Source organism: Pseudomonas fluorescens (assembly GCF_902497775.2).
Lineage (GTDB): Bacteria > Pseudomonadota > Gammaproteobacteria > Pseudomonadales > Pseudomonadaceae > Aquipseudomonas > Aquipseudomonas putida_F.
Genome location: NZ_OZ024668.1, coordinates 3,955,758 through 3,970,244, shown reverse-complemented (window position 1 = coordinate 3,970,244; position 14,487 = coordinate 3,955,758). Strand labels below are relative to the sequence as shown.

The window sequence follows — 14,487 nt, the reverse complement described above, 5'->3', positions numbered from 1 at the left end:
TCACTGTCGCGCCGCCAGCTCCTGGCGGCCTTCGCCGTTACCCAAGGTTGTTATGAACATGCGTGTTTTGATCGCTGAACAGGATCATGCCCTCTACGCTCGGCTGTTGCGCGAGATGGCACCGGACCTGGAGGTCCTGAACAGTGGTGATTCGGCTGAGCTGGCGCAAATGGCCGCCGACAGCCCGGTGTGGCTGGGCCAGCCGGACCTGTTGGCCACCTTGCTGCGTCAGGGCCATCAACCGCAGTGGCTGCAATCGACCTGGGCCGGGATCACCCCGCTGCTGGCTGATGGCCTACAGCGTGACTACCGCCTGACCCGGGCGGTGGGCATCTTCGGCCAGGTCATGGCCGAGTACGTGCTCACCTACATGCTCGGCCACGAGCGTGAGGTGCTGGCGCGCCTGGTCAGCCAGGTCGAGCGCAAGTGGGATGACCGCCCCGGGCGCAGCCTGGAAGGACGTCGGGCGCTGATCGTCGGCACCGGCGATATCGGTCAGCGGGTGGCGGAGTTTCTGCTGCCGTTTGGCGTGCAGTTGTACGGCATCGCCAGCCAGCCGCGCGAGCAGGCACCGTTTATCGAAGTGGCCGGTCTCGAGGACCTGGGCCGTCTGGTGGGCCAGGTCGATTATGTAATCAACCTGCTGCCCGACACCCCGGCGACCCATGACCTGTACGACGCGGCGCTGTTTCAACGCTTCAATCCCGAGGCGTTGTTCATCAATGCCGGGCGTGGCGTGGCGGTGGTCGATGCCGACCTGGTCGAAGCCTTGAAGAAGGGCCATCTGGCCGGCGCCGTAATCGATGTCTGCCGCCAGGAGCCGCTACCGCAGCGCCATCCGTTCTGGACCGCCTGGGGCTTGCTGCTGACCGGGCACAGCTCGGCACCGACCTCGCCGGCGGCGATGGTGCGCTTGTTTGTCGAGAATCTGCGGGCGTATCAGGCGGGTGAAGCGTTACGTGGAGAAGTGGACTTTCAGCGCGGCTACTAACAGCCTCGACTCGACCCGCGAAACCCATCAAAGGCTGAAATCACCCTCGGCCGCCAGCTCGCTCAACGGCCGCCGCAGGCTCGGCACTTCCCGCGCCTGCAGGCCTTCGGCCAGGCTCGACTTGTCGCCCAGCTTGCCGATCGCTACCGCCGCGTGCAGGGCGTAGCCTTCAGGAATCTTCAGCTCCTTGCGGGTCAGCTCCTGGTCAAAGCCGGCCATGCCGTGGGTGTGCCAGCCGCTCAGGCTTGCCTGCAGCGCCAAGTGGCCCCAGGCGGAGCCTGTGTCAAAGGTGTGCCACAGGGCTGGGGTTTCTTCACTGGCGCCTGGTGCGGTGAAACTGGTCTTGGAAAGGATGATCACCAGTGCCGAGGCGTGTTGGGCCCAGCTTCGGTTGAACTCGTTGAGCAAACCGAGGAAACGCTCCCAGTTCGGCGTGTCGCGGCGGGCGTACAGGAAGCGCCAGGGCTGCGAGTTGTAGGCCGAAGGTGCCCAGCGTGCGGCTTCAAGGAAGCTCAGCAGGGTGGCCTGGTCAATCGGCTCGCCGGTGAAGGCGCGCGGCGACCAGCGCTGGATGAACTGTTGGTTGATGGCGTGATCGGCAACGCGAGGATTTGCACTCATCTTGAGTTCCTGAGAGTTGGGTAGGTGACCGCTGGTCAAACTACTGTGTCATATGAGCGCTGACAAGCGGTCTGGCAATGGCCGGTGACAGGCCCTAGACTGGCGCCGCCGCGCCGCCGCGAACGAATTGAAACAGGACACCCGCTACATGACTGCCAACGCCGATCCGTTCTGGATGCGTAAAACCCTCGAACAGCTCAACCCGCAAGAGTGGGAGTCGCTGTGTGACGGCTGTGGCCTGTGCTGCCTGCAAAAGCTTGAAGATGAAGACGACAACAGCGTCTATTACACGCGCATCGCCTGCAAATTGCTGGACCTCAAGACTTGCCAGTGCAGCGATTACCCGAACCGGATGCAGATCGTACCCGACTGTATCCAGCTCACGCCGGGCAAGGCCGACCAGTTCAAATGGTTGCCGACCACCTGCGGTTACCGTCTGGTCAGCGAGGGCAAGGACCTGCCCGACTGGCACCATCTGGTCTGCGGTGATCGCGAGCAGGTGCACAAGCAACGGATTTCACAATCCGGACGCATGCTCAGTGAAGACAGCGTCGATGAAGACGATTGGGAAGAGTATCTGATTTTCCGCGCCGGTTGAGCTGCAGAGGCTTGCCGGGAGGCGCGTTTGGGGGAACAAGGAGTTTCTGTATGCGTGTGCGTTGCCATTGGTGGCTGGTGTTGGGCCTGCTGGCCAGTTCGCCGGCCTGGGCGAAAAAAGTCGATCTGGATTACCACGTGCGCTTGCTGCCGCAAAGCGAGCAGGCCGAAGTGCGCCTGACCCTGGCCGATGGCGCCAGTGTCCGCAGCCTGGACTTCGACCTGGGCAAGGACGGCGCCTACAGTGACTTCAAGGCCGACGGCCAGTGGCAGGTGCAGGGCGACGATCAGCGCGGCCATTGGCAACCGGCGCCCGGCAAGAGCCAGCTGACCTATAAGGTACGCCTGAGCCAGCGCCTCAAGGGCGGCGTTTTCGAGACCCGCATGACCCCGGACTGGGCGCTGTTTCGCGGTGACGACCTGGTGCCGCCGGCGCGCCTGGACCAGCACGACGGCACCGAACTGGTGGCACGCCTGAGTTTCGAGCTGCCCAAGGGCTGGAAAAGCGTCGAAACCCCGTGGCCGCGCATTGGCAAGCAGCGCTTTCGCATCGACAACGTCTCGCGTCTGTTCGACCGCCCGACCGGCTGGATGCTCGCCGGCACCATCGGCACCCGCCGTGCACGCCTGGGCGAAACCGACGTCAGCGTCGCCGCGCCGCAAGGCCAGGGCATGCGCCGCCTCGACAACCTGACCCTGCTGACCTTCGTCTGGCCGCAACTGCAGGCGGTATTTCCGCGCAATCCGCCCAAGCTGCTGCTGGTCGGCGCCCGCGATGAGCTGTGGCGGGGCGCCCGCGCCGGACACAACTCCATCTACCTGCACAGCAGCCGCCCGCTGGTCGGTGAAAACGGTTCAAGCCCGCTGCTGCGCGAGCTGGTGCATGTGTTCGCGCAGATCAACGACCGTGAAGCCAGCGACTGGATCGCTGAAAGCCTGGCCGAGTACTACGCCAGCGAACTGTTGCGCCGCGCCGGCGGCATGACCGAGGAGCGCTATCAGGCCCAGCAGGCGAGCCTTGAGCGCAGTGGCAAGAAGGTCAGCAGTTTGCGCGGCGAGCAGGTCGACAGCGCGGTGATCGCCCGTGGCGTGCTGCTGTTGCGGGCGCTGGACCAGGAAATCCGCCTGCATACCCACAACGAGCGTTCGCTGGACGATGTCACCCGGGCGATGATGCGCCTGAACAGCGTCAGCACCGCGGAGTTCATCCAGCTCAGTGAAAGCGTGCTGGGCAAATCTTCCGAAGTGCTGCAGAGCAAGCTGTTGCGTTAAGGCTTGGGGTCTTTCAGGGCATCGTTGCCCGTCACCGTGGTGCCGCGGGTGGCGGCTTCGGCGTTGGCCTTGAGCGCTTGCAGCTCGGCGCCGCTGCGTTCGATCTTGGCGCGGATGTTATCCAGGTCGCTACGGCCGCGCTCGATCAGGCTTTTCACCGAGCTGTGGCCGGTGATACCACGGGCCAGGGCAACCCCGCCGATGGCCACCTGAATCAACCCAAACACGCCGCCGCGGCGCAGCCCCTTGCCGACCATGATCACCCCGGTGGCGACGGAGCCTGCGCGTTCCCAGCCGTGCACGTTGTGTTCGCTGGCCATATGCGCTGAGTTGGCCGGGATAAGCGTCTGTTTCTCGGACATGATCATTCTCCAGTAGGGACGATGGTCTACAGCAGACCGCCGGGCAGGCCGGGCTGTTCAGTCGACTTACTTGAATTTCGGCCCGGAGCGGGTGTTCAGGCCTTTGGCCAGGCGGTCGTAGAGCACCACGTTGACAGTGGCGGCAAGGTTCATGCAACCGTTGGTCGGGATATAGATGGTCTCTTCGCACCAGGCCCGCACGCTCGGGTCGAGGGAGCCGTCTTCGGGGCCGAAGATGTAGATCGCGCGGTCCGGATGGGTGTATTCGGGCAGCGGCCTGGCGCCGTCGACCAGCTCCACCGCCACTGGTGTGCAGCCCAGGGGGATGATCTTCTGCAGGTCGTCGATGCCGATCAGCGGGATGTCGTAGTGCACACGCTTGGTGTCGGTGACGAAGTCGCGGGCGCGCTCATAGCGCTTGCCGGTGTAGAACACCGAGTTGACGCCGTAGCAACCCGCGGCGCGCATCACCGAACCGACGTTCTCGGCTGACTTGGGGTTGAACAGACCAATGCAGCTGTACCGTTTGTTCGCCACGTGCCGGGGCCTTTCGCAAAAAAACGCGATTATACGGGCTTGCCGGCCACTGTGGGCGGCTTCAGTCCTTCTTCAGCATGCCGGCCAGGGCCGCGAACGGATTGTGGGTGGCCTTGGCGATGCTCGGGCTGCTGGTCGAACCTTCGCTGAAGTACTGCTGGTCGGTGTAGCGCGAGTGCTCGTTGTCGTGACAGTACAGGCACAGCAGTTCCCAGTTGGAGCCGTCCTGGGGGTTGTTGTCGTGGTTGTGGTCACGGTGGTGCACGGTCAGCTCGCTCAGGCGCTTGCCGGCGAACTCGCGGGCGCAGCGGCCACACACGTGCGGGTACATGCGCAGGGCCTTGTCACGGTAGCCCATTTCCTTGTCGCGCTTGGCGTCGGCGAGGATGCGGTCTAGCCGTGCGGTGGCGGCGGCAGAGGATGACGAACTCATGGAATTACCTTTTCTCGGGCTTGTTACGGTTATGCCTTGAAGTTTAGCCCGATGGCGGGCAATTCGGACAGGCAAACCGTACGCCGTGGGAGTAGCCTGTAGGTAGGACCCTCAAGGAGCCTGTGCATGCGTTACTCGATCATTGCCGTACTGATCTGTGCCAGCTTGCAAACCGCGGTGGCTGCCGACCTGCAGCCGCGGCTGACAACTCCACTGCCAGGTGCACCAGGCACTGCGACGCCAACGCCGTATCCGCAGGTGACACCGAGCACGCCGCCGCGGGCTGGTGATGCGCAACCGGGTTCGCCTTTGCTGCCGCCGATGCCACTGCCCAACCCGCCCAAGGACCAGCCACTGCCTGGTCTTGACCCGGGCAACGGCAAGGGCAAAGGCGACTAGACCTGCTGCGCCAGGCGCTGACCGTCCTGCATGCGCAGGCGCCGCGACAGGGCCACGGCCAGGGCGCGGATGATCTTGGCGGCGATCTTCGGGGCGTCGTTGAGCATCTTTTCCAGCGAGTCCTTGCCCAGGCTGAGCAACTGGCAGTCGCTGGCGGCAATGCAGCTGGCCGAGCGCCGTTCACCGTCGAGCACGGCCATTTCGCCGAAGGCGCGGCCTTTGCGCAGGGTGGCGATTTCCACCTGGCGCTGCTCGGCGTCGTTCTTGCGCACCGAGACTACACCGTAGTGGATGATGCACATGAACGTGCCGGCATCGCCTTCGCGAAAGATTTCTGCGCCTTCGCTCATGCTGCTGATGCTGAAATAGCCGGCAGCGGCCTGGAAGTCGCCAGGCTGCAACTGGTCGAACAGGCCGCAGTCCATGAGCATGTCGCGGATTTCGTTATTGAGGTGGGTGGGTTCAGGCATTTGCGTCGTTCTTTTAGATTTATGGTGTCTGATGATCGCGGGTCAAGCCCGCTCCTACAGGGGCGGGCGATGACTCAGACAACAAATTTTCCGATTTACACCACGTTCAGCACGTTAAATACGAACGCGTACTCCAGCGCTACATCGCGCAGCCCCTGGTAGCGCCCGCTCATGCCGCCGTGGCCGGCGCCCATTTCGGTCTTGAGCAGCAACAGGTTGTCGTCGGTCTTGGTCACTCGCAACCGCGCAACCCATTTGGCCGCTTCCCAGTACTGCACGCGGCTGTCGTTGTAACCGGCAATCACCAGCAGGGCAGGGTAGGCCTGGGCCCGGACGTTTTCATACGGCGCGTAGGCCTTGATCCGCTCGTACACCTCAGGCTCTTCGGGGTTACCCCACTCGTCGTACTCGGTGACGGTCAGCGGCAGCTCGGGGTCGAGCATGGTGTTGAGCACGTCGACGAACGGCACTTCGGCAATCGCCGCCTTGAACAGCTCCGGGCGCTGGTTGAGCACCGCGCCGATCAGCAGGCCGCCAGCACTGCCGCCGCTGATCGCCAGTTGCTCGGCGCAGGTCACGCCCTGGGCAATCAGGTGTTCGGCACAGGCGATGAAGTCGCCGAAGGTGTTGTGCTTGTGCTCCTGTTTGCCGGCGCGGTACCAGGCTTCACCCAGCTCGCCGCCGCCACGCACGTGGGCGATGGCAAAGGCCACGCCGCGTTCGAGCAGGCTCAGGCGGGCGTGGGAGAACCACGGGTCGAGGCTTTCGCCGTAGGCGCCGTAACCGTACAGGTACAGCGGCACCGGCTTGCCGACGTCGGCGCGGCGCTGCACCAGGCTGATCGGTACCTGGGTGCCGTCGGCGGCGGTGGCCCACAGGCGCTGGCTGACGTAGGCATCCGGGTCGAACGGGCCGAGCACCGGGGTTTCCTTGAGCACCTGCTGGGCGCCGTTGCCCAGCTCCAGTTGGCGAACCTGGGCCGGGCGGTTGAGCGACTGGTAACGCAGGCGGATGCGCGGGCTGACGAACTCCAGGCTGTCTTGCACGTACAGGCTGTAGGCGGCGTCCGGCAGTTCCACGCGGTAGGCTGGCAGGCCTTGCGGGCGCACCTCGATGATCGGCAGGCCGCCTTCGCGCAGGCTCAGGGTCAGGGCGCTGGCGTTGAGGGTCAGGCCCTCGAGCATCACCGTGTCGCGGTGGGCCACCAGCCGTTGCCATTGCTCGCGGCTCGGCACCCCTTCGGCTTGGGCCTGGTACAGGGCGAAGTTGATGCCGTCCTGGTTGGTGCGGATGAACCAGCGCCACTGGCCTTCGAGCTGGCCGTGGTCGGGGTAGTATTCGTGGCCCTCGACTCGAGGCGCCAGGCAGGTGAAGGCCTGCTCGGGGTGTTCGGCGTCCAGCACCCAGGCTTCGCTGGTGGTCTTGCTGTTGAGCAGCAGGATCAGTTGGCGCTCGGAGCTGGCGCGGTAGCAGTGCAGAAAGAAACGGCCGTCGGTTTCTTCATACACCGTGTCGACCACGGTGCTGCCCAGGCGATGGCGCAACAGCTTGTGCGGGCGGTGGGTATCGTCCAGTTCGGCGAAGAACAGCGTCTGGTTATCGTTGGCCCAGGTCATGCTGCCGTCGCAGTCCTCGAACGGCAGCTGCTCGATGGCGCCGCTGGCCAGGTCCTTGACGTACAGGGTGTAGATCTCGTCGCCGCTGGTGTCCAGGCTGTAGGCCAGGCGCTGGTGGTCGGGGCTGATGCTGAAGGCGCCCAGGGACAAAAAGCCGCCCTTGGCCAGTTCGTTCGGGTCGAGCAGCAGCGCTTCGCGGCTTTCATCGACCGTGTTGGAATCGTCGGCCGGGCGCGGGCAGCGGTAATGGCGGGCGTACTCGTCACCGGCGGTGGTGCGCGTGTAGTACAGGTACGGGCCCCAGGGCGAGGGCAGCGACAGGTCGGTTTCGAGGATGCGCGCCTTGATCTCTTCGAACAGTTGTTCGCGCAGCGGCGCCTGTTCGGCAAGCCGGGCCTCTTGATAGGCGTTCTCGGCGTTCAGGTAAGCCAGCACCTCGGGGGTATCGCGCTGCTGCAGCCAGGCATAGGGATCGGCACCTTCGGCCTTGTGGGCAATCGGGGCACGGGGAGCGGTGGCGTCTGCGGACATGCGGGGTTCTCTTGGCTGGGGGGCGCCTGCGCGCGGAAAAGTGTTTATCATAAGCGTCTATTTACCTAGCTTGCCACGGACACCATGACCGAGAACGATTATCTGCTCGCCTGGGGCCTCTACGCCCTTGCCGCCTTGGGATGCCTATTGGTGGGCTTTCGCCTGACCTCATGGATGTGGCGCTGGCTGCGTGAGCCACTGCGGGTGCTGATGGCGGTCCTGCTGCTGACCCCGACCATCGTCGACCCGGTGAAAGAGAAATTCGCCCCGGCCATCGCCATCGCGGCCCTCGATACCCTGTTCAAGGTCGGCAACAACGCCCTGCGCGCCGCAGCAGACCTGGCCATGTACGGGATGATCGCGTTTGCCCTGTACGCGCTGTTCGTGCTTATCCGCTGGCCGTTCGAGCGCCGCGCCAAGGCCCGCCGCGCGCAGGCCGAAGCCGCCGCCAAGCGTGAGGCCGAGGAGCCTGTGAGCGATGAGCCGTTCGCCGCCGAGCGCAGCGACCGCTACCGTAACCCGCCACCTGCAGCGCCGCTGGGCGGCAGTGGCACGCGGGTCGAGCCGCGTCTGTAGGATTTGCCCGGAGCAGCCAAGCATGTGTGAACTACTGGGCATGAGCGCCAATGTGCCGACCGACATCGTTTTCAGCTTCACCGGGCTGATGCAGCGCGGCGGGCGCACCGGCCCGCACCGTGACGGCTGGGGCATTGCCTTCTACGAGGGCCGCGGCCTGCGCCTGTTCCAGGACCCGGCGGCGAGCTGCGAGTCGGAAGTCGCCAACCTGGTGCAACGCTACCCGATCAAGAGCGAAGTGGTGATCGGCCACATTCGCCAGGCCAACGTCGGCAAGGTCTGCCTGTCCAACACCCATCCGTTTGTGCGCGAGCTGTGGGGCCGCAACTGGTGCTTTGCGCACAACGGTCAGCTCGGCGAGTTCAAGGGCCAGGCGACGTTCTATCGGCCGATTGGCGACACCGACAGCGAAGCGGCCTTCTGCGACCTGCTCAACCGCGTGCGCGAAGCCTTCCCCGAGCCGGTGGAGGTCGAGCAGTTACTGCCGGTGCTGGTCGAGGCTTGCGCCGAATACCGTGGCAAGGGCGTGTTCAACTGCCTGTTCAGCGATGGCGACTGGCTGTTCTGCTTCTGTTCGACCAAGCTGGTTCACATTACCCGGCGGGCGCCGTTCGGCCCGGCACGGCTGAAGGACGTCGACATGATCGTCGACTTCCAGGCCGAAACCACCCCTAACGATGTGGTCACGGTGATCGCCACCGAGGCCCTCACCGAGAACGAAACCTGGCACCGCTACGCGCCTGGCCAGTGGGCCCTGTGGCGCCGTGGCGAATGCATCGCCGAAGGTCAGGCCAGCTAAGGATCAGCCCCATGTTCAGAAGTTACCTGCGCTTGCTGTTGTTTACCTGCGGTTTGCTGGTTGGGCTACAGGTACCGGGCTATATCGTCGATTATGGCCAGCGGGTCGAGGCGCACCTGCTCGAATCGCGCGAAGGCCTCAAGGGCTTTGAAGACACCGCCAAGCGCTTTTTCAATGGCGACCTGCAGGCCTTGGTGCGCCATTACCGCAGCAGCGACGATCCGGTGTTCACCAGCGATGCCAACAGCATCGAAAGCCTGTTGATCCGCAACCGTCAGTTCGAGCAGGAATGGCAGATTCTGCAAGGCCCGTGGCTGGCGAAAACCTGGCATGTGCTGGTGACCGCCAACCCGCAACTGCGCGAAGAAACCCTCAACGGCTACCGCTACCAGATCCTGCTCAACCCCGAGGCCCTGGCCTGGGGCCTGAGCTGCGCGCTGCTGCTGGCGCTGCTGGTCGAAAGCCTGCTGCTGTTGCTCGGCTGGGCGGCCCTCGGCGGGCGACGCAAGGCGGTGCAGGAGAGCTGGCGTTAAACCAGCACGATGCGCTGCGGCCCGGCATCGCGGGCGTAGCGCTCCAATACGTTGCGGCACAACTGCACCACTTCATCGACCAGCTCGACGCCGGTCTGCCAGGCCACCACCAGCTCCAGGCTCGGTGGTTGCCGGGCCAGCGGCAACAGAATCAGTTCGCCACGGGCCAGTTCCTCGCTGACCAGCGCCGGCGGCAGGGCGCCGATGCCAAAACCATCACGCAACAAGCGGGTGATCGCCGCCACCGAGTTCACGCAGTTCAGCCGTGGCGCGCCGACCCCTTCGGCCTGCAGCAGGCTGAGCACTTCCTGATGCGGCCGCGAGTTCTTCGAGAAGGTGACGATACGCTCGCGGGCCAGGTCCGCCAGCGAGGCGTAATCGCGGTTGTAGATCGACTGGCTGGCGACGATCCAGCCCATGGGGTAGCGCGCCAGGTCCAGGCTGCGGATGCTTTCCTGGCGCAACAGGTCGGTTTGCAGAATCACATCGAGAAAGCCTTTTTGCAGCTGTTCGCGCAAGTTCAGAGCAGTATCGGCGACCAGCTCGATTTCTACCTGCGGATAGCGCTCCATCAACTCCGACACCAGCGGGCTCATCCAGGTGTGGATCACCGTGTCCATCACGCCGATGCGAATGCGCCCGACCTTGGCCCGGTCGCTGTCCAGCGATTGCTTGAGGGCCTTGGCGGTGTCGAGCATCTGCTCGGCGTATTCCAGCACCTTGCTGCCTTCCGGGGTGAGGCTCACGCCCCGTGAGTCGCGCAGCAGCAACCTGACCCCGAGATCGGCCTCCAGCGCGGCGATGCGGCTGGAGATCGAGGCCTGAGTGGTGAAGAGTTTTTCGGCGGTCAGGCGAAAGCTCTTGAGCCGGGCGACCCAGACGAAGGTTTCGAGGAATTTGAGGTTCATGGCGCGCTCACTGATCAAGTTTTTCTTATGCCAGACAGCTGGTTTTTCTCGTTGGACGACAACCTGCGCCCGTCAAAAAATGATCCTCAGGCCGCGACACATGCTGTCGTCGTTAAAACAATACCAACAAGCTGAGGCAACCATGAACCCATCGGGCGTGCAGCACCAGGTCAAAGCCAGGTCAGTGGCGGGGCCATTCGACTGGTACCGCAACATTAACAAGCAGGAACGCCGGACCTTCTGGAGCTGCAAGATCGGCTATGGCCTGGATGGCATGGACACGCAGATGCTCAGCTTCGTCATCCCCACCCTGATCGCCCTGTGGGGCATCACCACCGCCGAGGCCGGGCTGATCCACACCAGCACCCTGATCGCCTCGGCCCTCGGTGGCTGGATCGCCGGTATCCTCTGCGACCGTATCGGCCGCGTGCGTACCCTGCAACTGACGGTGCTGTGGTTTGCCTTTTTCACCTTCCTCTGCGGCTTTGCCCAGAACTACGAACAGTTGCTGATCGCCCGCACCCTGATGGGCTTCGGCTTTGGCGGCGAATGGACCGCCGGCGCAGTGCTGATCGGCGAGGTGATCCGCGCCCAGGACCGTGGCAAGGCGGTGGGCATGGTGCAGTCCGGCTGGGCCATTGGCTGGGGCCTGACGGCGATCCTGTATGCCGTGCTGTTCTCGCTGTTGCCGCCGGAAGACGCCTGGCGCGCGCTGTTCCTGCTGGGCATCGTGCCGGCGGTGTTTGTGATTTTCGTCCGGCGCCTGGTCAAGGACCCGGAAATCTACCAGCAGGCCAAGGCCGCGGAAAAAACCGAAGCGCCGTCGCACTTCTATGAAATCTTCGCTCCGGGCATGCTCTTCACCACTATTCGCGCTTCGTTGCTGACCACCGGCGCCCTGGGCGGTTACTACGCCATCACCTCGTGGCTGCCGACCTTCCTCAAGAACGAGCGAGGCTTAAGCGTGCTGGGCACTGGCGGCTACCTGGCGATGGTGATCTTCGGCTCCTACATCGGCTATGTAATCAGCGCCTACCTGACCGACCTGCTGGGGCGCAAAAAGAACTTCATCCTGTTCGCCGTCGGCTCGTTCATCATTGTCCTGCTCTACACCCAACTGCCGGTCAGCGACGGCGTGATGCTCTGGCTGGGCTTCCCCCTGGGCTTCTTCGCCTCGGGGATCTTCAGCGGCATGGGCGCGTTTCTCACCGAACTGTTCCCCACCCGCATCCGCGGCTCGGGCCAGGGTTTTTGCTACAACATCGGCCGCGCCCTGGCGGCATTCTTCCCGCTGCTGATCGGTATGCTCAGCCAGAAGATTCCCCTGGGCCTGGGCATCGGCGGATTTGCCGCGGTGTCTTACGGAGTGGTAATTCTGGCAGCCCTGAGCCTGCCGGAAACCCGCGGCAAACAATTACAAGCCCATTGAGGCCGAGCCTGAAGGAGTGTCACTCGTGAGCCGCCTGTTATTGAATTGCGATATGGGTGAAAGTTTTGGCAGCTGGACCATGGGCCTGGATGCCCAGGTGATGCCCTATGTCGATTGCGCCAACATTGCCTGCGGCTTTCATGCCGGCGACCCGGGGATCATGCGCAAGACCGTGGCCCTGGCCGTGGCCAACCAGGTGCGCATCGGCGCCCACCCGGCCTACCAGGACCTGGCCGGCTTCGGCCGCCGCTCCATGGCCTGTAGCGCCGAAGAGATCCGCGACCTGCTGCATTACCAGATCGGCGCCCTGGACGGCATTTGCCGTACCCAGGGGACTCGCGTGGCCTACGTCAAACCCCACGGCGCGCTGTACAACGACATGATGGCCGACCCGCTCAAGCTGCGTGCCGTGCTTGAAGCCGTGGCCGCCTATGACCGGCAGTTGCCGCTGATGCTGATGGCCACCGCCGACAACAGCGCGGCCCAGGCCCTGGGCGATGAATATGGCGTGGCCCTGTGGTTCGAGGCCTTTGCCGACCGTGCCTATGACGCCAGCGGCCACCTGTTGTCGCGGCGCTTGCCGGGGGCGGTGCACCACGACCCGGCAGTCATTGTCGAGCAGGCCCTGCGCCTGGCCCGGGGCGAACCGCTGACCGCCAGCGATGGCAGCCCGTTGCTGCTGCAGGCCGATACCTTGTGTGTGCATGGCGACAACCACAGCTCGATCGCTGCGGTGCGGCAGATCCGTCAGGCCCTCGATGCCCAGGCGGTGCCATGAACTACCGCATTGAAGTGGTGGCCATCGACTGCCTGATGGTACGGCTGTTTGACCATATCGACGAAAGCAACATGCCGTGGCTGCTCGCCGCCAGCCAGCGCCTGCGCAGTGCGTTTGCCGGGCGCCTGGTTGACCTGGTGCCGTCCTATACCACGCTGATGGTGCATTTCGACTTGCTTGAGGTTTCACCAGCCGAGGCCCAGGCCTGCATCCGTGAAGCGCTCAGCGAGTTGCAGCCGGATGCCGGTAATGGCGGGCGCCAGCATGAGATCCCGGTATGGTACGACCTGAGCGTCGGCCCGGAGCTGAAACTGCTGGCCGAGCGTTGCAACACAACGGTGGCAGACATCATTCGCCGCCATAGCGAGCGTGAATATCAGGTGTTCGCCCTTGGCTTTGCCCCCGGCTTTGCCTTCATGGGCCTGGTCGAAGAGGCATTGGCCGCGCCGCGCCTGGCGACCCCGCGCAAACGCGTGGCGGCCGGTAGCGTGGGGATTGCCGAGCGCCAGACTGCCGCTTATCCGGCGGTTTCACCTGGCGGCTGGAACCTGATCGGGCGCACCCCGAGCAAACTCTTTGACCGTCAGCGCGAGGGCTACAGCCTGTTGCAACCGGGCGATCGGGTGCGCTTCGTGGCGGTTGAACGCGCCACTTTCATCAACCTGGGCGGCGACGATACCCCGCTGGAGGCACAGGCATGAGCCGCTTGTCGATCGAGGCCAGCACGCCGCTGTGCCTGTTGCAGGATGCCGGACGTTTTGGCGTGCGCCACCTGGGCGTGACCCAGGGCGGGGCGCTGGACTGGGTGTCGATGCGCTGGGCCAACTGGCTGCTGGGCAACTCGCCCGAGGCCGCCGTGGTTGAGGTCACCCTCGGTGGTTTCAGCCTGATTGCCGAGCAGGATTGCTGCCTGGCCCTGGCCGGCGCCGACCTCGACGCACGGCTCGATGGCCAGCCGCTCAAGCCCTGGCGCAGTTTCAGCATGAGCAAGGGCCAGCGCCTGCGCTTGAACTCGCCGTTGCATGGCGCCCGTGTGTACCTCGCAGTGCCGGGCGGCTTCAAGGCGCCGCAGGTACTGGGCAGTTGTGCCAGTGTGGTGCGCGAGGAGCTCGGCGGGCTGGATGGCCTGGGCTCGCCCCTGGCCAAGGGGCAGCAGCTGGAATATGCAGGCTCGGCACCTGCGCACAAAGAAGTACCGGAGGCGTTCTGGCCAGACTTTACCGATAGGTCGCCGCTTGATCTGCTACTGGGCGCGCAGATCGGCGATTTTAGTGGGCTTAGTCTTTTCGACGCCTTCAACCGCGACTGGACCCTCGACAGCCGCGCCGATCGCATGGGCATTCGCCTGTTGGGACCGGTATTGCAGTACCAGGGCCCGGCGATGATCTCCGAGGGGATTCCGTTGGGCGCGGTGCAGGTGCCGCCGGACGGGCAGCCGATTGTGCTGCTCAATGACCGCCAGACCATTGGTGGTTATCCGCGCCTGGGGGCGTTGACGCCGCTGGCGCTGGCGCGGATGGCGCAGCTGCTGCCGGGGAGTGTGGTGCGCTTCAGGCCGGTGGTGCAGGAGATGGCGTGGCTTGAGCAGCGGGCGTTTCTGCGGCGGTTTGGTGAATGATCGCGGGGCAAGCCCGC

18 protein-coding genes are annotated in these 14,487 nt (G+C 64.5%); 11 read left to right on the top strand and 7 right to left on the bottom strand.

Features of this window, described 5'->3' with window-relative positions:
• Positions 1-58 precede the first annotated feature (58 nt).
• Positions 59-991: a D-2-hydroxyacid dehydrogenase gene (locus tag F8N82_RS18235; protein WP_038999557.1), complete on the top strand. Its 933-nt coding sequence runs from the start codon at positions 59-61 to the stop codon at positions 989-991.
• Between the two features lie 27 nt (positions 992-1,018).
• On the opposite strand, the gene F8N82_RS18230 is transcribed toward F8N82_RS18235, so the two are convergent.
• Positions 1,019-1,612, bottom strand: coding sequence for a nitroreductase family protein (locus F8N82_RS18230; protein ID WP_038996599.1), 594 nt, complete (start codon positions 1,610-1,612; stop codon positions 1,019-1,021).
• Between the two features lie 148 nt (positions 1,613-1,760).
• Between F8N82_RS18230 and F8N82_RS18225 the strand changes: the two genes are divergently transcribed.
• Together F8N82_RS18225 and F8N82_RS18220 are read left to right on the top strand one after the other, a co-directional pair.
• Positions 1,761-2,210 carry a YcgN family cysteine cluster protein gene (locus tag F8N82_RS18225; RefSeq protein ID WP_038996598.1) on the top strand — a complete coding sequence of 150 codons (450 nt, stop codon included), beginning with the start codon at positions 1,761-1,763 and terminating at the stop codon, positions 2,208-2,210.
• 56 nt (positions 2,211-2,266) lie between these two features.
• On the top strand, positions 2,267-3,481 hold the full coding sequence (locus F8N82_RS18220; protein WP_038999555.1) for a hypothetical protein: 1,215 nt from the start codon (positions 2,267-2,269) through the stop codon (positions 3,479-3,481).
• Here F8N82_RS18220 and F8N82_RS18215 read toward each other — a convergent pair.
• From F8N82_RS18215 to F8N82_RS18205, 3 genes are all read right to left on the bottom strand, one after another.
• A complete protein-coding gene (locus F8N82_RS18215; RefSeq protein ID WP_038996596.1) occupies positions 3,478-3,843 on the bottom strand; it encodes a YgaP family membrane protein in 366 nt (121 codons plus the stop codon). The two genes, F8N82_RS18220 and F8N82_RS18215, sit on opposite strands and share 4 nt — an antisense overlap.
• Before the next feature lie 66 nt (positions 3,844-3,909).
• The gene (locus F8N82_RS18210) at positions 3,910-4,380 is read right to left on the bottom strand and encodes an RNA methyltransferase (protein WP_010223125.1); all 471 of its coding nucleotides are present in this window, start codon (positions 4,378-4,380) and stop codon (positions 3,910-3,912) included.
• Between the two features lie 61 nt (positions 4,381-4,441).
• Positions 4,442-4,813, bottom strand: coding sequence for a YajD family HNH nuclease (locus F8N82_RS18205; RefSeq protein ID WP_038996595.1), 372 nt, complete (start codon positions 4,811-4,813; stop codon positions 4,442-4,444).
• 126 nt (positions 4,814-4,939) lie between these two features.
• On the opposite strand from F8N82_RS18205, the gene F8N82_RS18200 reads away from it, so the two are divergent.
• The gene (locus tag F8N82_RS18200; RefSeq protein WP_038996594.1) at positions 4,940-5,212 is read left to right on the top strand and encodes a hypothetical protein; all 273 of its coding nucleotides are present in this window, start codon (positions 4,940-4,942) and stop codon (positions 5,210-5,212) included.
• On the opposite strand, the gene F8N82_RS18195 is transcribed toward F8N82_RS18200, so the two are convergent.
• Together F8N82_RS18195 and F8N82_RS18190 are read right to left on the bottom strand one after the other, a co-directional pair.
• On the bottom strand, positions 5,209-5,682 hold the full coding sequence (locus F8N82_RS18195; RefSeq protein WP_038996593.1) for a cyclic nucleotide-binding domain-containing protein: 474 nt from the start codon (positions 5,680-5,682) through the stop codon (positions 5,209-5,211). The genes F8N82_RS18200 and F8N82_RS18195 overlap by 4 nt on opposite strands.
• 95 nt (positions 5,683-5,777) lie before the next feature.
• Positions 5,778-7,829 (bottom strand): S9 family peptidase, encoded by a 2,052-nt coding sequence (locus tag F8N82_RS18190; protein ID WP_038996592.1) that lies wholly within the window; start codon positions 7,827-7,829, stop codon positions 5,778-5,780.
• Positions 7,830-7,913: 84 nt separating this feature from the next.
• Between F8N82_RS18190 and F8N82_RS18185 the strand changes: the two genes are divergently transcribed.
• The 3 genes from F8N82_RS18185 to F8N82_RS18175 are packed head-to-tail and all read left to right on the top strand — an operon-like array spanning position 7,914 to position 9,737.
• Positions 7,914-8,405, top strand: a complete 492-nt coding sequence (locus F8N82_RS18185; RefSeq protein WP_038996591.1) for a hypothetical protein — start codon at positions 7,914-7,916, stop codon at positions 8,403-8,405.
• 22 nt (positions 8,406-8,427) lie between these two features.
• Complete coding sequence (locus F8N82_RS18180) at positions 8,428-9,204, top strand: class II glutamine amidotransferase (RefSeq protein ID WP_038996590.1); 777 nt, start codon at positions 8,428-8,430, stop codon at positions 9,202-9,204.
• 11 nt (positions 9,205-9,215) lie between these two features.
• Positions 9,216-9,737 carry a DUF2937 family protein gene (locus tag F8N82_RS18175; protein WP_038996588.1) on the top strand — a complete coding sequence of 174 codons (522 nt, stop codon included), beginning with the start codon at positions 9,216-9,218 and terminating at the stop codon, positions 9,735-9,737.
• Here the strand turns inward: F8N82_RS18175 and F8N82_RS18170 are convergent.
• A complete protein-coding gene (locus tag F8N82_RS18170) occupies positions 9,734-10,645 on the bottom strand; it encodes a LysR family transcriptional regulator (protein WP_038996587.1) in 912 nt (303 codons plus the stop codon). The genes F8N82_RS18175 and F8N82_RS18170 overlap by 4 nt on opposite strands.
• A 142-nt stretch (positions 10,646-10,787) precedes the next feature.
• Here F8N82_RS18170 and F8N82_RS18165 point away from each other — a divergent pair, with 142 nt between their 5' ends.
• Genes F8N82_RS18165 through F8N82_RS18150 form a run of 4 tightly spaced genes read left to right on the top strand, consistent with a single transcriptional unit; the run spans position 10,788 to position 14,470 of the window.
• Complete coding sequence (locus tag F8N82_RS18165; RefSeq protein ID WP_038996586.1) at positions 10,788-12,074, top strand: MFS transporter; 1,287 nt, start codon at positions 10,788-10,790, stop codon at positions 12,072-12,074.
• Between the two features lie 25 nt (positions 12,075-12,099).
• Positions 12,100-12,852 (top strand): 5-oxoprolinase subunit PxpA, encoded by a 753-nt coding sequence (locus tag F8N82_RS18160; protein ID WP_038996585.1) that lies wholly within the window; start codon positions 12,100-12,102, stop codon positions 12,850-12,852.
• On the top strand, positions 12,849-13,553 hold the full coding sequence (gene pxpB / locus F8N82_RS18155) for a 5-oxoprolinase subunit PxpB (RefSeq protein WP_038996584.1): 705 nt from the start codon (positions 12,849-12,851) through the stop codon (positions 13,551-13,553). The genes F8N82_RS18160 and pxpB overlap by 4 nt, the downstream gene beginning before the upstream one ends.
• Positions 13,550-14,470: a biotin-dependent carboxyltransferase family protein gene (locus F8N82_RS18150; RefSeq protein ID WP_038996583.1), complete on the top strand. Its 921-nt coding sequence runs from the start codon at positions 13,550-13,552 to the stop codon at positions 14,468-14,470. The genes pxpB and F8N82_RS18150 overlap by 4 nt, the downstream gene beginning before the upstream one ends.
• Positions 14,471-14,487: the final 17 nt, after the last annotated feature.